This is a genomic window from Leptolyngbya sp. AN02str (assembly GCF_050565595.1).
Taxonomy (GTDB): domain Bacteria; phylum Cyanobacteriota; class Cyanobacteriia; order Elainellales; family Elainellaceae; genus Kaiparowitsia.
In genome coordinates, this window is the sequence record NZ_JBNXVR010000027.1 from 22,994 (window position 1) to 41,768 (window position 18,775).

At 52.3% G+C, this 18,775-nt stretch carries 21 protein-coding genes; 12 read left to right on the forward strand and 9 right to left on the reverse strand.

The features are described from left to right. Positions 1 to 62 precede the first annotated feature (62 nt). Together ACQ4M4_RS18830 and ACQ4M4_RS18835 are read left to right on the forward strand one after the other, a co-directional pair. Positions 63 to 482, forward strand: a complete 420-nt coding sequence (locus tag ACQ4M4_RS18830; RefSeq protein WP_430685995.1) for an MAPEG family protein — start codon at positions 63 to 65, stop codon at positions 480 to 482. Between the two features lie 76 nt (positions 483 to 558). Beyond that, positions 559 to 1,047 carry a YajQ family cyclic di-GMP-binding protein gene (locus ACQ4M4_RS18835; protein WP_430685996.1) on the forward strand — a complete coding sequence of 163 codons (489 nt, stop codon included), beginning with the start codon at positions 559 to 561 and terminating at the stop codon, positions 1,045 to 1,047. Positions 1,048 to 1,092: 45 nt separating this feature from the next. Here the strand turns inward: ACQ4M4_RS18835 and ACQ4M4_RS18840 are convergent, their stop codons facing one another. From ACQ4M4_RS18840 to ACQ4M4_RS18860, 5 genes are all read right to left on the reverse strand, one after another. Continuing rightward, positions 1,093 to 1,347: a hypothetical protein gene (locus ACQ4M4_RS18840; RefSeq protein WP_430685997.1), complete on the reverse strand. Its 255-nt coding sequence runs from the start codon at positions 1,345 to 1,347 to the stop codon at positions 1,093 to 1,095. An 810-nt stretch (positions 1,348 to 2,157) separates the two neighbouring features. Further along, entirely contained in the window at positions 2,158 to 3,357 is a 1,200-nt protein-coding gene (locus ACQ4M4_RS18845) for a hypothetical protein (protein ID WP_430685998.1), read from the reverse strand. Beyond that, positions 3,354 to 3,836, reverse strand: coding sequence for a hypothetical protein (locus ACQ4M4_RS18850; RefSeq protein ID WP_430685999.1), 483 nt, complete (start codon positions 3,834 to 3,836; stop codon positions 3,354 to 3,356). The genes ACQ4M4_RS18845 and ACQ4M4_RS18850 overlap by 4 nt, the downstream gene beginning before the upstream one ends. Next, the gene (locus tag ACQ4M4_RS18855) at positions 3,805 to 4,113 is read right to left on the reverse strand and encodes a hypothetical protein (RefSeq protein WP_430686000.1); all 309 of its coding nucleotides are present in this window, start codon (positions 4,111 to 4,113) and stop codon (positions 3,805 to 3,807) included. Before ACQ4M4_RS18855 ends, ACQ4M4_RS18850 begins: the two co-directional genes overlap by 32 nt. A gap of 177 nt (positions 4,114 to 4,290) precedes the next feature. Then, entirely contained in the window at positions 4,291 to 4,689 is a 399-nt protein-coding gene (locus tag ACQ4M4_RS18860) for a hypothetical protein (protein ID WP_430686001.1), read from the reverse strand. A gap of 445 nt (positions 4,690 to 5,134) precedes the next feature. On the opposite strand from ACQ4M4_RS18860, the gene ACQ4M4_RS18865 reads away from it, so the two are divergent. The 4 genes from ACQ4M4_RS18865 to thiL all read left to right on the forward strand — a co-directional run bounded on the left by ACQ4M4_RS18865 (position 5,135) and on the right by thiL (position 8,512). Continuing rightward, a complete protein-coding gene (locus ACQ4M4_RS18865; RefSeq protein WP_430686002.1) occupies positions 5,135 to 6,040 on the forward strand; it encodes a carbohydrate ABC transporter permease in 906 nt (301 codons plus the stop codon). Positions 6,041 to 6,344: 304 nt separating this feature from the next. After that, on the forward strand, positions 6,345 to 6,545 hold the full coding sequence (psb35, locus tag ACQ4M4_RS18870) for a photosystem II assembly protein Psb35 (protein WP_430686003.1): 201 nt from the start codon (positions 6,345 to 6,347) through the stop codon (positions 6,543 to 6,545). A gap of 151 nt (positions 6,546 to 6,696) precedes the next feature. Further along, complete coding sequence (locus tag ACQ4M4_RS18875; protein ID WP_430686004.1) at positions 6,697 to 7,128, forward strand: hypothetical protein; 432 nt, start codon at positions 6,697 to 6,699, stop codon at positions 7,126 to 7,128. Between the two features lie 316 nt (positions 7,129 to 7,444). Next, complete coding sequence (thiL, locus tag ACQ4M4_RS18880; RefSeq protein WP_430686005.1) at positions 7,445 to 8,512, forward strand: thiamine-phosphate kinase; 1,068 nt, start codon at positions 7,445 to 7,447, stop codon at positions 8,510 to 8,512. A 259-nt stretch (positions 8,513 to 8,771) separates the two neighbouring features. Here thiL and ACQ4M4_RS18885 read toward each other — a convergent pair whose 3' ends face one another. Next, complete coding sequence (locus tag ACQ4M4_RS18885; protein WP_430686006.1) at positions 8,772 to 11,228, reverse strand: putative PEP-binding protein; 2,457 nt, start codon at positions 11,226 to 11,228, stop codon at positions 8,772 to 8,774. A gap of 13 nt (positions 11,229 to 11,241) precedes the next feature. Between ACQ4M4_RS18885 and ACQ4M4_RS18890 the strand changes: the two genes are divergently transcribed. From ACQ4M4_RS18890 to ACQ4M4_RS18900, 3 genes are all read left to right on the forward strand, one after another. After that, positions 11,242 to 11,502, forward strand: a complete 261-nt coding sequence (locus ACQ4M4_RS18890) for a hypothetical protein (RefSeq protein ID WP_430686007.1) — start codon at positions 11,242 to 11,244, stop codon at positions 11,500 to 11,502. A gap of 121 nt (positions 11,503 to 11,623) precedes the next feature. Then, positions 11,624 to 12,142 carry an acetolactate synthase small subunit gene (gene ilvN, locus ACQ4M4_RS18895; RefSeq protein WP_430686008.1) on the forward strand — a complete coding sequence of 173 codons (519 nt, stop codon included), beginning with the start codon at positions 11,624 to 11,626 and terminating at the stop codon, positions 12,140 to 12,142. 226 nt (positions 12,143 to 12,368) lie between these two features. Continuing rightward, the gene (locus ACQ4M4_RS18900) at positions 12,369 to 12,965 is read left to right on the forward strand and encodes a hypothetical protein (protein ID WP_430686009.1); all 597 of its coding nucleotides are present in this window, start codon (positions 12,369 to 12,371) and stop codon (positions 12,963 to 12,965) included. A gap of 81 nt (positions 12,966 to 13,046) precedes the next feature. Here ACQ4M4_RS18900 and ACQ4M4_RS18905 read toward each other — a convergent pair whose 3' ends face one another. Continuing rightward, positions 13,047 to 13,394, reverse strand: a complete 348-nt coding sequence (locus tag ACQ4M4_RS18905; RefSeq protein WP_430686010.1) for a winged helix-turn-helix transcriptional regulator — start codon at positions 13,392 to 13,394, stop codon at positions 13,047 to 13,049. A 318-nt stretch (positions 13,395 to 13,712) separates the two neighbouring features. Here ACQ4M4_RS18905 and ACQ4M4_RS18910 point away from each other — a divergent pair, with 318 nt between their 5' ends. Beyond that, positions 13,713 to 14,318 carry a flavodoxin family protein gene (locus ACQ4M4_RS18910; protein WP_430686011.1) on the forward strand — a complete coding sequence of 202 codons (606 nt, stop codon included), beginning with the start codon at positions 13,713 to 13,715 and terminating at the stop codon, positions 14,316 to 14,318. Here ACQ4M4_RS18910 and ACQ4M4_RS18915 read toward each other — a convergent pair. Both ACQ4M4_RS18915 and ACQ4M4_RS18920 read right to left on the reverse strand, forming a co-directional pair. Next, positions 14,300 to 15,043, reverse strand: coding sequence for a redoxin domain-containing protein (locus tag ACQ4M4_RS18915; protein ID WP_430686012.1), 744 nt, complete (start codon positions 15,041 to 15,043; stop codon positions 14,300 to 14,302). The genes ACQ4M4_RS18910 and ACQ4M4_RS18915 overlap by 19 nt on opposite strands. Positions 15,044 to 15,292: 249 nt before the next feature. Continuing rightward, positions 15,293 to 15,973 carry a response regulator transcription factor gene (locus tag ACQ4M4_RS18920; protein ID WP_430686013.1) on the reverse strand — a complete coding sequence of 227 codons (681 nt, stop codon included), beginning with the start codon at positions 15,971 to 15,973 and terminating at the stop codon, positions 15,293 to 15,295. Positions 15,974 to 16,278: 305 nt separating this feature from the next. Here ACQ4M4_RS18920 and ACQ4M4_RS18925 point away from each other — a divergent pair, with 305 nt between their 5' ends. Both ACQ4M4_RS18925 and ACQ4M4_RS18930 read left to right on the forward strand, forming a co-directional pair. Then, the gene (locus ACQ4M4_RS18925) at positions 16,279 to 17,343 is read left to right on the forward strand and encodes a Gfo/Idh/MocA family oxidoreductase (RefSeq protein ID WP_430686014.1); all 1,065 of its coding nucleotides are present in this window, start codon (positions 16,279 to 16,281) and stop codon (positions 17,341 to 17,343) included. Between the two features lie 93 nt (positions 17,344 to 17,436). Beyond that, positions 17,437 to 18,672 carry a glycosyltransferase gene (locus tag ACQ4M4_RS18930; protein WP_430686015.1) on the forward strand — a complete coding sequence of 412 codons (1,236 nt, stop codon included), beginning with the start codon at positions 17,437 to 17,439 and terminating at the stop codon, positions 18,670 to 18,672. Positions 18,673 to 18,775 lie beyond the last annotated feature (103 nt).

Below are 18,775 nucleotides of genomic sequence, written 5' to 3' on the forward strand. Positions count from 1 at the left end.
GCTGAGCATGGCAATATGGATTGGTTTGCGAAACAATACACGAACAGAAGGACATTGGGGTTGTGCAGCAAATATCAATGCAGGCTTTGTTGCTTGGTAGTGTAATTGTGGCAGCGCTGCTGATCTATGTGCCGTTTTTGGTGGTGGCATATGGCCGGGTGCAAATTGGGATGGAGGCGATCGCCCAGCCTCGTGCTGTACTTGACAAGCTGCCTAGTTTTGCAAAACGGGCAACCTGGGCTCATCAAAATTCGTTTGAAGCATTTGTATTGTTCGCCGCTGCTGCTCTGATGGCTTATGTCACTGAGGTAGATAGCCCTTGGGCTGCCCGCGCTGCGATCGCCCATGTCATTGCCCGACTGCTCTATTCCGTTTTTTATATTTTGAATATTCCTATCGGGCGATCGCTCATGTTTGGGGTTGGCTCACTCTCTACAGCCACGCTCATGGCACTCAGTTTCATGGCAACCTTACGCAATTAAGTCCAACGGCGACTCTGCCAAGAGCGGTGTACTCTGTAATTTGAGATATTCGTCGATTCATCTTACATGTAGACCTATGGCCAGCTTCTCTTTTGACATCGTGAGCGATTTTGATCGCCAAGAGCTCGTGAACGCGCTCGATCAATGCAATCGCGAAATTCAAGCGCGATACGACTTGAAAGATACAAAAACAACTGTAGAATTAGGGGCTGACAACATTGTTGTGAATACAGACAGCGAGTTCACCCTCGATGCAATTCACACTGTTTTGCAAACCAAAGCGGCAAAACGAAATTTGTCGCTGAAAATTTTTGAATTTGGCAAGATCGAATCAGCAAGTGGCAACCGAGTGCGCCAGGAAATTAAGCTCAAGCGTGGCATTTCTGCGGAGCTGGGTAAGCAAATTTCCAAGCTCATTCGCGATGAGTTTAAGAAAGTGCAAGCCTCGATTCAAGGAGATGCAGTGCGGGTATCTGCCAAGTCCAAAGATGACCTGCAAACTGTCATTCAACGCTTGAAGCAAGAAGAATATCCCGTAGCGCTCCAGTTTACCAACTATCGCTAGCTGCTGTTGCTGAACATACAGCAGTTCATCGGCGACAGAGTGGGATTAGCACGCCAGCGATCGCACTCGTCGCTGAGTTGCAAAGCGAAGATCCATGGGTGAAAAATACGTTACGCCGTTGATCTCTACACCAGATGCCCCTTCAACCTGCATCGCGACATCAACCAACAGTTGCAGCGTTTCTGAGTTGGGTACACCGCCGCGCAGGACGACGACCGCTCCCCGTTGCGAGACCGAAATGGTGCTGACAATGTGTGCTGCCAAAGATTTACGAAACGCGATCGCAACGCGCTTCGCCAAGCCATCGTGATCGTATTCACCATTTAGCCCCAAACGCTCGGGGGGAATGGTATGAAACCAGTGTGACAGAGCAGTCTGACTACTTCGATTGCTGACAGGTTGCAGGCAGTATGGTTGTGACCCTGAAAATTGGTTAAACGGATGCATTTTGTCTATCTTTACTAGCTTCGTGAAGGCACAGTAAGTGAATCTATCGCGGCAGATTCACGCTTGAAAGCAATTGCTTGTTTGGTTCAAGAGCCTGCTCAACGAGCGAGGCGAACCGTAGCTTTGCTGAGTAACTGGTAACAACGTTCTAGCCGGAGAGGAATCAATCAGGGAATATACGGAGGGGCCAATCCAGAGACATTCATGCAGCCGAAAAAGTTCCCTAAAATTTAACGATTAGAGCAATTCGTTGCGAACTCTGAAATCTGTTCCCCAAAAAATTCATTGAAGCGTAAAAACGTGATTACAAAACTAGACAATAAATTCAAATCAAATCGGACTTAAACATGTGTATTGTATCGAACCTTCCGTAGTTTCCCGTAAATTCTCAAAAAAATCAAATCCTTTGTGTGATTAATTTAACAATCCTTCAAAAGGAATAGGCCAGACATGATAGTGGTATGTCTTTAGAAATAGCCGAGCCAATGGTGGCGTGGCTTGTTGTCCTTAATAAGGAAACTGAACCTTAGCTGTCGTGCTTCACGTAGCTCCCGATAATGAGATAACCACGATTCACCGTAGAGGTTCATGCATGGCTAATGTCATAAAAAAGAACTTCAAACAAACGATACTAGTTTCCGGAAAATTACTGAGTAACCAAAGTTACCAGGATGGGGCAAGGTCAAGCTTAAAAACGGCTGATGTACTTAGACTGGCATCGGTAGAGAGCTTTGGTTGTGCTGCAGAGGCTTGTGACTGGAGCGCACGGGCGATCGCCCGAATGCGTCGGTCTTGGTCGGCAGTGATGCGCTCAACGGTATTGCCTAGCCCTGGAGCATTCCACTGCTGAGTATCGGGATCTAAGTAGGAGCGGGTGCGAGCCCATAGCACGGCTTCAGTACCGTGAAGCCCCATAGCCTTGGCCTCGCTGAGGCGATCGATGTAGCCACCCCGGCTAAGAGCAGCCCGAGGAGACTGATTTGCTAAATCGATACCGTTTAGGGTTTCTTCGAGGGTGAGGGTCAGCCCCCGTTCGCTCGCCATTTGAGTCAGTTCATGGGCTTGTCGCTTTAAGCGTTGAAGCTGTTTGGCATCGGCATCTTCGGGTGTGGCAGCCCCATGTTGATAGGAAAAGGTGCCCATGTTCCACACCCCATTGCCAGGATCGGTATGTCCGTTATAGGCACTTGTCTTTTCGCCTGTGGCAGTGCGCGTCCCTTCGGCATGGCCAACGGCGATCGCCACGAGTGAATGTGATGCACCTTCAAACAGTGGGTTAAGTGAAGGGGAATTGGCAGCGGTTGATACAGGAACATTGGGAGTTGGGGCGATCGCCAGTTGAGCACTGCGGGGAACATCTAGCTCAAATGAAAGAGTGCCGTCGTTCAGTCGGTTCAGTGATGGCGCTGCGGCGATGGCAGACTCATCCGTACCAAACTCATCCGTAACAGACTCATTTCGAGCAAGCTCATCCGTAACAAGCTCATTCGTAACCTGGAGGCTGGGCTCTGAACTGGCGACAGATCCCGCTGGGGCCAAGGGAGTTGGTGCTGGAGGGGGAGGAGGCAATTCCATTGCAGACGCAGCATGCCCAACCGGAGCAGCGATCGCCGCATTGGGAATGATCAATGGCTGGATTTGTGGCGAAGCAGATGGAACCGTTAGCGTCGGTGTGGTCCCAATTCCTACATCTGGTTGTGCATTTGATCCTGCATCTGGCAAGTCAGGGGGAGAAGCCGATCCTTCCAGGTCAAAGCTCAGGGCGATCGCCTCGGTCGCGTGGGCTGGAGCCACCAGCCAGGCAACGGAGCCAACCGACAACAAGGCCACCGTACACGTAGTTTTGAAAGCGCTGGAATTCATGGTTGGCTCAAGAGTTGTTCAAGAAGACGAACCGAGGGTTCTACAAATGCCCAAGTGCCATCGGGCTGCTTGCGCAACGTAGCAAACTGAAGCGATCGCCCCTGGCCAATTGCCTCGCCCTGTGCAACAGACCCAAGCTTGGGTCGACGGAGTCCACACAACCGCAGCACGTAAGCTGGCAGCTCAGGGCTTGAAAAAGCAATGCAATTGGGATGTTGAATTCGCTGGGTTTTACCAGCAAATGGTGCAAAAACAGAGCGCCCCTGTAACGCTACCGAGACATCGCCAATACCGCCCTCAATCCGGTGGCCTGCCACCTGCTGCCCCGGTTGCAGTTGCCACGTTTGCTGAACCTGTAAGCGACGAGATGGAAGGTCGGTGCTGACGTGAGTGCACCCAATCACCAAACTGGCGATCGCCCCAACGACACTCCAGCGGGCAATTTGCTTAATGCTTAAACACAAATGAGTAACCGGCATACTCCTCGCCCTCATACAGCACCACAAACCAGGTTTGCGGATCAAACGCGAGGGGATACGCCTCTCGCTCTGCAACAACGCCTTGCCGAACTTCCACACTGGGCAATTGGCAGTATGGCTCACTCATAATGGCGCGTACATTTTCTTTTCGATCGCGCTCTGGAATCGCCAGCAGCCGCGCCAGTTGGTCTCGCGATAGCACCGCCTGGGATTGAATCACTTCCTGGCACACGTCGCTCACTTTGCGCGACTGTAGCCCATTTTGAAAATCGGACATCAGGCCAACGAGAGCCAACATTGAACCTCCCACCAAAAAATATTTGGCACTGGAGGTTTTTTTCGCGGGTTTGCGGAACGACCTTGCAGGATTACGGCGCTTCATCACGGCTTCCTCCCGACGACAACACCAAGCACGACAGAACAATGAGCAGCCACGCTGCGCCAAGAATCACACTCATAGTTTTCCTCCTAGAAATAAGCCCATGGCGGTTAATAGCAAGCGATAACCCAGCACCAAGCTAAGCTTGGGAACCCAAGCCGATAGGCCAATCGCTAGAATCGCTGGAGAAACCAACCCCAGCGCGACTGGAATCCACAGCGTTGGAGCGATCGCAAGCAACCAATCTGCACCAAGTCGCAGCACAAAACAACAGATCATCCAGGCGATCGCCTCTGCCACAGCAGGCCAAAACTGTGCAGGTGGATTGAGCCACTGTTGCACCCAGCCAGCCTTGGCTCTGCGGCTACGACGACGAATGGGGAGATCGGGAGGCTGGAAATGGTGGGAAGCCAATGATGTTGGGTGAACCATCGAAACGGCTCGGCTTCGGCTATGGCGAGGTTGAATGCGCATTTTTAGTACTTTCGTACTTTAAGTACAAGTGTACTATACACGATCTGATTGCAACCAGCTCAAGTTAGATATTTTTTTCATAAACTTTGAGTGCAGACTCAAGCAAATTTACGGAACATTTGTTTTAAGTAGGCATCCATGATTAAACATAAAAACCCCAAAACTCTGTACCGCTCGCAGTGCGAGCGGTACAGAGTTTTGGGGTCTGGTTTTTAATGGTTTCGAGGTACTTAGACAAGCTCAAAACCGAAACTGGCGTGACGGACGCAGGGCAGCAGAAATGGGGCGATCGCCCCAGCTGCCTAACAATTGCAAAAACGTTGACCGACCCCTGTGCTGTGCGATGGTACAAAGCCCCCACTGTAGGCATCCTCAGATTTAGTGGACTTGCGGAAGTCTTGGCCTTGATAATGAAAGGCGTGTTTTATTCAGACGCGAGACTTCCATGGTTTTGGAACATCCTCATCGGTCATCGCAGTTGCTTCAGCGCTTAACGCCTTATCTTTTTCTGGCTCCGGCACTTATCATTCTGGGGCTGACGGTGTTTTATCCAGCGGTGCAGGCGTTTCTGCTCAGCTTCACCGAGTATGAGTACGACATTACGCAGCCACCGCGTTGGGTTGGCTTCGAAAATTTTCAAACCCTCTTGGGCGATCGCGTCTTCTGGCAAACATTAAGAAACACCTTGCTGTATCTGGTTGGCGTAGTCCCCATCTTGGTACTGGCCCCGCTATTGCTCGCCATCTTAGTCAACCGTGCGCTACCGGCCATTTCCTGGTTTCGCGCGGCGTACTACACGCCGGTTGTTATTTCCATGGTGGTGGCGGGGATTGCGTGGCGCTGGCTTTACGCCGAAAACGGCCTGCTCAATCAGTTCATCATCGGTTTGGGAATTTCGGCAGAGGGGGTTCCGTGGTTAACGAGCCCTCGTCTGGCTCTGTTTAGCGTCATGGCTGTCACCATTTGGAAAGGGCTGGGTTATTACATGGTGATTTATTTAGCAGGTCTCCAGTCAATTCCAGCAGATCTGTATGAAGCAGCCGCGATCGATGGTTCTGACGGGTTGCAAAAGCATTGGGATATTACGATTCCCTTGATGCGGCCCTATCTCTTCTTAGTAGCCGTAATTTCTGCAATTTCGGCCACTAAAGTTTTCGAAGAAATTTATGTGATGACGCAGGGCGGACCTCGCAATAGCTCTAAAACAATTGTGTACTACGTGTATGAACAAGCCTTCCAAGATTTAGAAATTAGCTATGCCTGCACGATTGGATTGGTTCTCTTTCTCATTATTCTTGGCTTGTCGTTGCTGCGTTTAGCCGTTAGTCGAGAATCTAGCACCATCCTGTAGGGTTTTGCTCTTGACCTGGATAAAAGCCGTGATCCCCGGTAAAAAATCCCAGCGAAAATCACGAGCTAAATTGATGCTTTATCTTGAGGAAATCGAGCCAGGGCGATCGCCCAAAATGCCCATCGTTAAAGAGTTCTATGCCGAAGTAAGTATTTTTATTTGATGGCCGTCTATTACCTGTGAGAGATGTGATCCTAGACTGCCAACCCATAAGATAAGCCTACACAAATGATTCAAATCCATGCGAACGAGACAAACGAGTTTTGCATGATTAGATTTGAGTCAACTTGAGAAAGGTGATGTTATGGTTTTGAATCCGATTCTATTAGTTGAGCCAGCTGTTGATGCAACTCAAAGTGGTGCATCCAGCGCACTAACAATTGCCTTGGGGCTTGGCTTTATTGCAGCCGCAACATTGGGTTCTATTGCCTGGTACAACTCCAAGCGTCCACCCGGTTGGGAAGATAAAGAGCGGCCAGATATTGTGCCTGATATCGATAAGTAGTTTGACCATTATTTGACCATCAATGAGTCGGTTAGAAGAGATGCGATTCCAGGTTTGTAGCCATGGATGCTTTTAGCGTAAGGCTGCTGGTAATGGAAAGAATCTGGCTCATTCTTGCGCCTATCTTTAAATGTTTGGAAGGAGAAATTTCATGGCTAACGAACGCAGTAACTACAACAATATGCCCAAGGAAAACTACGAAACCAGCAGCGGTGTTGAACGGGATGATGTGCAACGCGACAACTACGATCGCGGCATTATTCCCGCTGAAACAGCTGCCCGTATGGAGCGTGAGGGCGAAGAATACAAGCACACAGCCAAAGGCGAAGCTAAAGGCGAGAACAAGCTAGATCAGAGCGATCTGGATACCACCGCTGGCTATACCGTCGATAACGAAGGCTTGGTAAACAACTTCGCGATCGAGCCAGAAATGTATTACGAAACCCCCGGCGATATGCAAGAGAAAGAGGCAGCTGAAGACGAAGCTCGCCGTGAAGAGTTAGCTGCTATCAATGACAATGATGAGACTGGCAAACTAACAGAAACAGAAGACAAGCGTAGCAAAGGCCCTGGTCTAATCTAACCCTTGCCAGATTACTCAAGCGATCGCGCTTAGGTCTTGATAAAACTCCCTTTAGAAAGCTCAGATGCATGGAGGTTGGTTTAACCAGTGCATCTGAGTTTTTTTTCGACCTGGTCTACTTGCTACGTTAATTGTGTCTAGAAACAGCATTATTTCCTAACTAGAAGCCAGACTCAAAATAGCGATCGCCCCAGATAGCCATCTTGAAGCCTGTAGGGTAGAGTGTGCTTGGGGTTTGCCCATGATGTACCGTCGCGTGACTCAGCGGCGGTGTGGGTTCCCAGTGCCATACCCAATGAAATAATTAGATTGCAATATGTCGGCTGCTGAAACTGCTCACAACTCTCCCAATCCCAAACCGAGTGAGCAGGATCTGAGACGAGTGCGGGAGGTTGGAGAACAGGGAGTGCTGGAACGCCTCATGCGGTTTTGTCCGGCTGATGTGATTGGCGATGATGCCGCACTATTGACCATTTCGCCAGGGCGATCGCTCGTCGTATCCGAAGATGTGTTGGTGGATGGGGTTCACTTTAGTGTTGGCCTAGCCCTGCCCGATACAAAAACAACATCGCCCGCAGATGTGGGCTGGCGAGCGGCAGCGGCAAATTTATCTGACTTGGCGGCAATGGGAGCTGTCCCCTTAGGCATTACCGTAGGGCTGAGCTTGCCCCCCGACATGCCCATTGCCTGGGTAGACGAGCTGTACACCGGAATGGTTGAGTGCTTGCAGCAGTTTGGTGCATCGATTGTGGGGGGAGATGTTTGTCGATCGCCAACGCTAACGGTGGCGATCGCCGTTTTTGGAGAAGTTATCCCCACGCAGGCCATCCGTCGAGCGGGGGCAACACTGGGCGATGTGGTGTGGGTGTCGGGTTCCCATGGGGCATCCCGGGCTGGGCTAGAGCTTTTGCTGCATCCTGAGCAAGGCCACGAACTCTTGGCAGAGGAGCGTGCTGCCCTGATTCAGGCGCACCAAAGACCTGTACCTCGATTGGACGTGGTTGAGGTGATTCGCTTACTGGGGCTAGATTCGGCGGCGATCGCTGGAATGGACAGCAGTGATGGACTGGCGGATGCAGTACTACAGCTATGTCGGGCTAGCCGAGTTGGGGCCGTGCTAGAGCGATCGCACATTCCCTTACCTAATGGGCTGGCCGCGTGGCGATCGCCCCAACAAGCCATGGAATGGGCTCTGTATGGAGGCGAAGATTTTGAGCTGGTGCTGTGCTTATCGCGCGATCGAGCCGAGGTGTTGCAACAGGCCATTCCCGGGTCGGCTATTGTTGGCACGATTGTGGAGGGGGATACCGTGGTACTGCATGACAGCACAAGCGAATCTGCCGATGAGGTGCTAAGCCTAAGCCGAGGCTTTCAGCATTTTTAAGCGTGCTCCAGTGCCCATTTTCGACACAGCCTTTCAGTCCTCCTTTCATTGAATCAGGCTTAAGCACTTCATCCGAAAGACCAGTGGATTGAATAATTTTGGGGGCGCTTAGCGCCCCCAAAATTATTCAATTGGTAAGTCCTACAAATATTTAGACGCGGCTGGACTCACCTGTGTTTGGTGTTGGGGGTGCTGCGAGCCCTAAGTCCAATAGCGTCAGAATCTCGTGGACTTGCGGCAACCCTGCGCGAGAACAGAGTTACCCTCTCGCGTCTCGGCTAGTTTGGCGAGCAGCCTCAAGCAACAGTGCCTGTTCTGCCTGGGCGATCGCTTGATAGGTGGCCGCTGCTGCTGCTGGACTCACCGAAATGGAATAAATGCCCCACCGCACCAAGTCAGCAATGATATAGGGGTGCTGCACGGGTGCTTCGCCGCAGATAGCGCAAGGAATTTCGGCCTGATGAGCAGCTTGAATGAGTTGGCGCATGGCCCGCAAAACGGCAGGGTGCGCTTCGCTATAGTTGGCACCCGTTGGTGGAGAATCGCGATCGATCGCCAGCAATAATTGCGTCAAGTCATTACTGCCGATAGAAATGCCCTGAACACCCGCCGCGACCAGCTCTGGCAGCAAAAACAGAATGGATGGCACCTCTGCCATAATCCACACCTGAAAACCGCTGGTGTGCCTGAGATTCGATTGTTGAATCCGGCGATCGCACCATTGAAACTCTTCCACCGTGCGCACAAAGGGCAAGAGCAAGCGTACATTTGTGCAGCCAGCGTCCTGCGCTAGTCGCAGAGCCTCTAGCTCTAGGTCAAATAGGGTGGGATCGCTTTGGTAACTCAGAGTACCATGCAAACCCAAAATGGGATTGGGTTCTGCCACAGTCCCATCCAGGAAAGAGCGCTCGTGCGATCGCACATCGGCCGATCGGTAAAACAAGGGAGACGGAGCGATCGCCCTGGCCAATTTCTGAATCGCTTCTGCCAGTTGGTAGGAGGCCTGCGCCTGTGACTGCCAGTCATACAGCGATCGCCCCTGGGTTAACCCCAGCAGCACATGTTCAGATCGCACCAAACCAATGCCGTTAATCGGAACAGACCCAACCTGAGCCAGAGCCTCTACCTGACTGACATTGACCATCAGTTGGGTTGCCAACGGTCGATAGGGCATCATTGGGGCGCTTGGTGAGGCTGCTGGAGCTGGGGCTGCCGCAACCGAAGCATCTTGGCTCAGCAGGGCAGCTTCGCTCATTGGAATCACCACGCCGCGATCGCCATCAATACACACCACATCTCCCGTTTTGAGCTGTCGGGTGGCATCGGCAACACCCACCACAGCCGGAATCCCCAACTCCCGCGCCACAATCGCCCCATGGCTGGTCATGCCGCCCTGCTCGGTAATAAAGCCTCTGGCCTGCTGCAACTCAGGCAACCATCGCGGCGACACACTCGAAGCAACCAAAATTTGCTCAATTGTGGTGCCTTTGGGCACATAGCCATTGACCACTAGCACCCGCCCAATCCGTCGTCCCGGAGCCGCCGCCAACCCAGTCAGCACACCCACCTGTGACGAAACCGTTGCAGAGGACAACGGCCGAGATGAACTAACATGCTCCGCTGAGGGTATGGGAGCTATGGAAAAAGCTGGCATGCGGGGCTGCGTGGCAGGATGGCGCTGGGTCACTTGAAGGATGGACATCAAGTTTGAACCGTCGCGGCCCGTGGAAAGGCACCACTCTAGTTCCACAGGTCTACCCAAATCATCGGCAATGCGGCGTGCGGTGTGCTCTAGGGTATGGATTTGATCGGCGCTGAGAATCGGGTGAGGGACATCAGACTCTCTATTGATGGACGGCTGAGAGGCCAATGCGGGAGCACAGAGCGGAGTGGACAGAGGAGGAACGAATTCAGAAGAGGTCGATTCAGAAAACGCCAATACAGGCAGGCCAGCATGAGTCATCTCAACTTCGCCTGTTGCTGCATCCACCCAGTAGTAATCTGGTGCGAGCAAGTCTGAGGCGGCCAAAGGAGGCAAAAAGCTGCCTGAGGCAACGAGCTTAGACTGCGGTGCCGCCCAAATTTCGGTATGGGTGGGATGGGTGTGAACTGCGCCCGATGCGATCGCCTCAGGAATAGGCTGAATCAGTACAGCGAGGCGAATGGTGTTGAGCGGAATCCGCGAGCGCTGCCAATAGAACAAACTCCGTGCCCGAAACAGCTCGGTCCAAATCTGCTGCACACCATGGGCGATCGCCTCCAATTCAGCATTGCATGTGTGTGCCGTAAGCAACCCCCGAATGCGCCCCGTCATCATCGGGGTGTGGGCAGCCTGGAGGGAAACAGAGGGACGCAGCATCAAGCTCGGCGTGTTCCAGGTGCTGGCAAGTTGACCTAGCTCTTGTAGCCATGTGCCATCGAGCGGAGTTGATCGAATCGCCTGCTGCAACTGCTGGGCGATCGCCTGCAACTGTCGAGCATTATTCACATCCACATAAAGCGACGAATCGGGCAAATCGGCAAACAGCGGCTGAGACCAATCGACCTGGCGCAGAAACTGTTGAAACACCGACGCAGACACCACCAATCCGGGCCATACGGCATAGCCTCGCCGTGCCAGCATCGCCAAATCGTAAGCGACATCTCCAACCAGCCCCCGGTCAGCGGAGTCAATTTGATCTAGCCAATAGAAGTGCTGCTCTTCATATGCCGCCATACCAGTGCCGTTCATGCACAACCGTTTTTCTCATCATCATACGCTGCTGACCAAATCCGAGCATTTCTCCAAAAGATTAAAGCTATTGGGTAATGTTCTAGACCTGTGGATGGGTGTGAAACACAACCAGCTATTGCTATCGTCTGTCGTCAATCGAGATCGCTCGCTGTCTCAGTCCATCTCTAAGCCCATCATCTCAGCCCATAATTTTGTGCCGAGAACAGTTTGGGAAAAAGGCCGATTCTTGCCTTTTTGGGGGCGATCGCCAACCTAGTAGTGCGATCGCTTGCTTGGAAACCCCCATCCCACCCGACCGAATGGACGGCAATCAAGATAAAATCAGAGATCCGGTTTACCAGCCCATCAATCCATCCAGATTTCCATCTCCCCTAGCCATGAAGCACACAATTTCAGTCTTAGTCGAGGATGAAGTGGGTGCATTAACCCGCATCACCGGGTTGTTTGCCCGCCGTGGATTCAACATCGAAAGCTTGGCTGTTGGCCCAGCCGAACAGTCCGGGGTCTCTCGCCTAACCATGGTTGTTCCCGGCGACGATCGCGCCATTGAGCAGCTCACCAAACAGCTCTACAAACTCATCAACGTCCTCAAAGTACAAGACTTAAGCGAAACACCTTGCGTAGAGCGAGAGCTCATGCTGATGAAAGTGAATGCCACCAGCGCCACCCGCTCCGAAATTATTGAACTCAGCCAAATCTTTCGGGCACGGGTTGTCGATGTAGGAGACGATTCGCTAACGCTGGAAGTGGTGGGCGATCCGGGCAAAATGGTGGCGATCGAGCAGTTGCTCAGCCGCTTTGGAATTCGCGAAATTGCCCGTACCGGAAAAATTTCGCTCGCGCGCGAGTCGGGAGTCAATACAGAATATCTCAAAGCGCAAGAGGCCAAAGTCTAGCCGATGACTAGGCCCCCATTTCTCACATTTACGGTGTAAACAGCACAAACGAATTGCGGACAAAACAGCGCCTCATGCTGAGCATGGGGCGCTGTTTTGTCCGCAATTCTTGAAAAGATGAGTGGGCTGACTTGCCGAACGAAGCAGATTCGTTATTCTAGGGTCAAAATCTGATTTCTCGATTGGCCTTCCGATTCTCTCGCGCTTCATCTCTCAAGGACGTTTTATGCTTAGTCAGATTGTGCGCCCTATGGTGCGAACTCAGCTTCGCCTTCTTGCCAACAGTCAGGCCACTCGCGCCACCCTCGTCAACACCATTGCCCAATGGCTTGGCTTTTTGGGTGTCGAGGCCCGAGTCACCCATTTAGATGCAGCCTCTAATCAAATTCAAGTTTCGCTAACCGTTGGCAAACCGGAGGCCTGCGATCCCCACGATTGGCAGCAAATTTTGAAAAATTTGCACCAGGGCAAGGCAGAAGTGCCTCCGGTGGGGGCGGGTATGGAGCTGAGCGCACAGCAACGCAGTAAGCTAGTGCGGCTGCTGGCCTATGTGATTCAGGTTGGGAATCCCCATGAGCCGATCAGTTGGGATGCGTTGCATCCGCAATTGATGCTGCTTGGGTTTGATGACGACACCCTGATGGGCATTCGCTCGGCGCTCAAGATTCCGCAAGATTTAGATATGTTGATGGAAGGGTTGGAGCCAGATCTGGCGGCGATCGCGCTTCCCAAGGCGGTAAGTATTGCGCTGCTCGATCGCCAGGTCAACCCCAGTGAAGACAAAGCTTTAGCCATTCTTTTAGATTCTATGAAGCTCTCCTAAATTCGCCTAAATCGCTGGGAACTTAACCCAAGAGAACGGCTTGAACCCTAGAACACAGCACCAGAACATGCCACAAACTCGTTAGGATGCCTTCGAAGCTGCGTTTTGATCGCCGTACCAGCGCACAGCCAAATCATTGAGTTGGTCTAGCACGCCAAACAGTTCGTGTCCGCGCTCGGTCAGCCCATAGGTGACTTGGGGTGGCACGGTGGGTTCGTAGTGGCGATACACAATGCCTTCATGCTCCAGCATCCGCAACCGCTCGGTCAGCATTTTGGTAGAAATTCCTTCAATGCGGCGCTTAAGGGCACCAAAGCGGGTAGGGCCTTGCGTAGACAAAACCCACAGCAAATACATCGTCCACGGCCCCGACAAAACATCCATGAGTTTGCCAACCGGGCAAGGTGATACATGCTTAGAGGACGCCATAGGTACCGAAACAGCAATCAAACGAAGTGGACATAGAGAGGCTGAGCGATCGCCTCAATGGCTTGATCTGCCTAGAGTTTTCCTTAGTTACTTTAAGGTGTCTACTTTACTTAAGTAAGTAGTTACTTTTAGTATCTGCTAGTACGCACATAAAGTCACGGTCAGCCGACGCCCAGTTGCAAAACGAAACATCTCAGGCAGGTGCAGTTGGTGTGCTGTACTCCATACCGGCAGGCATCGCCTGAGAATAAAGGTCTAAGTGATGCGGTGACCGTTGCAAGAATCCAATCAACTCCCTATTTCATCAAAGGAAAACCTATGGCGACTGTCGCAATTGTTTACTTTTCGGGCTCGGGGCATACCCATCTCATGGCCGAGGCGGTTGCCCATGGTGCAAGACAAGTGCCCGATACCGAGGTGAAGCTGCTTCGAATTACTGGCGAACATATCGTGAATGGCCGCTGGGAAAATACCGAAATTATGGAAGCGCTCAACCAGGCCGACGCCATTGTGTTTGGCACGCCAACCTATATGGGTGGTGTGGCAGGGCAGTTCAAGGCATTTTTAGATGCGGGCAGCTCGGCCTGGTTTGGCCAGCAGTGGAAGGATAAGATCGCTGGCGGCTTTACTCACTCTGGCTCGCTCAGTGGAGATAAGCAAGGAACCTTGATTTACTTATCGGTTTATGCAGCACAGCAGGCTATGGTGTGGATTGGCTTTGGCGACTTGCCCAGTAACTACCTTGGCAAAGACGATGGCCTGAACCGATTGGGATCTTATTTGGGGGTGATGGGGCAAGCCACTCCTACCATGGACGGATCACCCGCAGAACTGGATTCGGGCGATCGCCTGACGGCAGAACAATATGGCCAGCGCATTGCGGCCGCCACTCATCGTTGGAGCCATCAGCCAGTAGCCGTTTGAACCTTGGGCTGAGGGGTTGTTGCGATCGCCTCAGGCTGCGGTTTGAGGCGATCAACCGCGACCAAGAGCCGCTCAACACTGGCATTCGGTTCTAAAAACGAAAATAGGTGCCGAAACCGCATGCGCCCTGCCGAATCGATCAAAAACTGGGCTGGCAGCGGCGCTCCCAAAGCCTGCCCCACCTGATACAGCCGAAAGGTCCGACAGGTTGGATCGCTCAGCACCGGCATCTTCAGCCCTAAATCTTGAATCACCGTCTGAGTTTGAACGAGATCGGTGCTGGTGATCATCAGAACTTCGGTACCCCGTGCTACAAATTCCTCATACTGCTGATTGAGCGCCATGATGTGGGGATGGCACAGTGGGCAATACACCTTTTCGGTAAAGATGCGGGTAAAGCACAGCAAGATCGGTTGCTTGGGTCTGCTTTCCGGTTCCGGAATTGCAAGTTGTGATTCTGAGACGGCGGGTGTCTCTACAGTACCCAGCTCCTCAGCCGATTTGGTCGCAGGTTGCAGGCCGACAGCCTTACGGCCTGCGGGTTTGGAAATCGCCCGCTTGCCAACATAATCCAACAGGCGAACTTTTTCCTTGGTTGCTGCATTCAACAGCTCAAAGGGGGGTGCCAGCGTGCCCATGTTGAACTGGTTGGTTGGGGGCACCGGAAAGGCATTGTTCAGAAATCTGCGGTTGAGTAGGTTGCGATAATCCTGAAGCGACAGCATGAGACTCAAGTATACAAATCACATCAAAAGGCGTAGGCGCAATATCTACAAAAAGTAGACACTAAGCACTAGGGTACCCTGGATTTTTCGGCAGGACGATCGCACAGGGTTCGATTGAAGAGGATGCAGGCGATCGCCACTGAGCGAAGTGGAGTAAAAACTTGGAGTAAAAACTTGCGGAGAATGAAAGCGAATGATTCACACCATGGGACTTGGTGCAGCCTATCGGTCAATGCGCCATGGGCAAAGCTATTCAACCAAGTGATGCGATACGGCAAAGCGAACCAGTTCTGCCCGGTTGTTGGTGTCAGTCTTGCGTAATAGGCTGCTGACATATTTCTCGACCGTGCGCGGGCTTAAATGCAGGCGATCACCAATTTGAGCGTTTGATAAGCCATCGGAAAGTAACGTTAGCACCCCTTTTTCCCGAGCGGTCAGCTCTAGGGCAATCGCCACTGCTAAAGCACGGGCATCAATTTCGGCTTCATTGGCATAGGGCGAAATTCGCGTATTGACATCGGTAGGATGCGATCGCTGTCGCCACTCAGACTCAATCAACTGCGATCGCTCTAAAAGATTGCGAACAACAGCTCCCAATTCGCTCAGCTCAAAGGGTTTTGGCAAATACACATCGCCCCCAAGCTGATAGCCCCGAATTCGCTCCTCGGTATTGGTGCGAGCCGATAAAAAGATCACAGGCAACAAGCGAAATTCAGGCTGCCGACGAATTTGGCGAACCAAGTCAAATCCATCCATTTGAGGCATCATCACATCGGTAATGACCAAATGGGGCTTATGCTCATCCACCATACTCAGAGCTGCCTGCCCATTCTCTGCCATGAGTGCGATATAACCCGACAGCTCCAGATAATCGCCAATCGAGAGCCGTGTTCCCAAATCGTCATCCACTACAAGAATTGTCAGCGGCATGGACCAACGGCAAAAGACACTATATCGATATTAGACCAGGTCACCGATTCCTGAAGTGAGGTTAGCTTAAAGCTATGTAACGAACAAACTCAACTCCATTTACAGGACAGGGGAAAAACTGACACATAAGCCTCTGCAAGGATTGAATTTCGCACACAGAATAATGCCAAACGCTTGATAGGATAAAGCTAGACTAGCTTCAAGGTTATTCATAAATATTTCTAAATGTTTCTTTAAGATTCCCATCGCTGCCCTTGCTGGAGTAGCGATCGCAACTTCCCTGGTGTGTAGGAGCAATAACAGGCGTGCAACAAGCATCTACGGCAGCAAGTGCTATGCAACAGCGTGAACCCATTCGAGTCGGCGTGATCGGGGTTGGCAACATGGGTCAACATCATACCCGTGTGCTCAGCCTACTCAAAGATGTAGAACTGGTTGGCGTATCTGATGTCAACGTCGAGCGGGGCCTGGATACCGCTGGCAAATATCGAGTTCGATTTTTTGAAGACTATCACGAGCTGATTGAGCGAGTTGATGCCGTGTGTATAGCCGTGCCAACGCGCCTACACCATCCGGTTGGCATGGCCTGCCTACAAGCAGGAGTGCATGTGCTCATCGAAAAGCCCATTGCTGCCAGCATTGCCGAAGCCGAATCTCTGGTGAACGCTGCTGCCGAAACAAACTGTATCCTCCAAGTTGGGCACATCGAACGGTTCAACCCCGCCTTCCAAGAACTCAGCAAGGTCCTGAAGACCGAAGAGATTTTGGCGCTCGAAGCTCACCGCATGAGTCCCTATTCCATGCGCGCCAACGATGTGTCGGTCGTTCTGGATCTGATGATTCACGACATTGACCTACTGTTGGAATTGGCAGGCTCGCATGTGGTGCGTCTATCAGCCAGCGGTAGTCGCGCTTCGGATTCTGGCTACCTAGACTACGTCACAGCCACCCTAGGCTTTGCCAACGGCATCGTTGCCACCCTTACCGCTAGCAAGGTCACCCATCGCAAAATTCGGCGGATTTCGGCCCATTGCCGCAACTCCCTCACCGAAGCCGACTTCCTCAACAACGAAATTTTGATTCACCGTCAAACTACTGCAAACTGCCGTACAGACTACGGCCAAGTCCTGTATCGCCAGGATGGCCTCATCGAAAAGGTATATACCAGCAACATTGAGCCCTTGCATGCAGAGCTAGAGCACTTTGTCACCTGTGTGCGGGGTGGAAATCCGCCATCGGTTGGGGGTGAGCAGGCGCTTAAAGCATTACGCTTGGCTAGCTTAATTGAACAAATGGCCCTGGATGGCACCGTTTGGCAAGCTCAAGATGTAGAGTTGGTTCAAAACAACACATCTGCGGTCATGGTGTAGCGGTTGCCGGGGGGAGAGGCGGAAGCTCCAAGTTTCATCGGCACCCGCAAATCGAAAACCTATCGTTCTGGCTGAGTTTCCTTGCGCATCCTCATGCTGTCTTCCACGTTTCCCTATCCGCCGAGCTTGGGTGGAACGGAGATGCGGACGTTTCATTTGGCTCGGCATTTGGGGCAACACCATCCCGTGACGTTGGTGACTCAGGCAAGCCCTACCGTGAGTGCGGTTGACCAAGCGCAGTTGGGGAAAGTCGTTGCACAGCTCGTTGTGTTTCCCATGCCATTGGTTTCGTACCAGTCAGGTCGGGGGTGGCATAAGCTGCGGCGCTATGTCCATTCGGCCTGGCTCGGCACTCCGGTGAATGTGCTGCATCGCTTTCATCCCGATTTGGCCTCTTGGGTAGAGGCGCAGGTGCAGCAACAGGCATTTGATGTTGTGACCTGTGAACATGGTGTGAATGCGGTATATGTGCCACGCCGAGAAGACTGGCCCATTCCAGCGGTGCTGAATGCCCATAGCTTTGGCTCGGGATGGTTGCGCAATCAGTTGGCGATGGGGGCGTCGGAGCATCCATGGCGCGATCGCCTCACCCTTCCGATTGTGGAACGCTATGAGCGTCGGTTTGCCCGCCAGTTTGTCCATGCAGTAGTCACAACCGAAACCGATCGCCAGCAGGGATGTGCCCTGTGTTCTGAGTTACCCATATCGGTGGTGCCGAATGGAGTCGATCTGAGCCTGTTTCCCAGGCGATCGCACGATGTGGAGGAGCCGCGCCTTGTCTTTGTAGGGGCGATGGATGCCGATCACAATGTGGATGCGATGAGCTGGTTTGTGGCAGAGGTTTGGCCTGAGTTGCGATCGCGCTTTTCGCATCTAGAGCTAACCATTGTGGGGGATCGCCCGACTTCACGAATTCAAGCTCTGGCTCAGCAACCCGGCATTCGGGTGACAGGGCGCGTTCCCCTCATTGTGGATGAATTACATCATGCCATGGCCTGTATCTTGCCCTTAAGGACTGGATTTGGCATAAAAAACAAAACGCTGGAAGCCTTGGCCGCAGGCGTGCCCGTCATCGGCAGCGATCGCGCATTGGAGGGCTTGCCCGTTGATGGGCCACATCCGCTGGCCGCGCTGCGAGCCAACACACAACAGGATTATTTGCACGCGATCGCCATGGTGTTTAGCGATCGCTCATTAAGGCAGCAGCTTAGCCAGCAGGGTCGATCGCTCATTGAGCAGCAGTACACCTGGCAGCAGGCAGGGCAAGCCTATGAGCAAGTACTAGAGCACGCAATTCGAGCGTTTCACCAAGATTCATCAAAAATATAGACCGTTTTCGGCCATTGGCGATTAGGATTTGAGGGATAAGTGACCTTGGCATGGAAACTCAGGCAACGACAGCGCGATCGCTCTGCTCAAATCGCTAATTCGG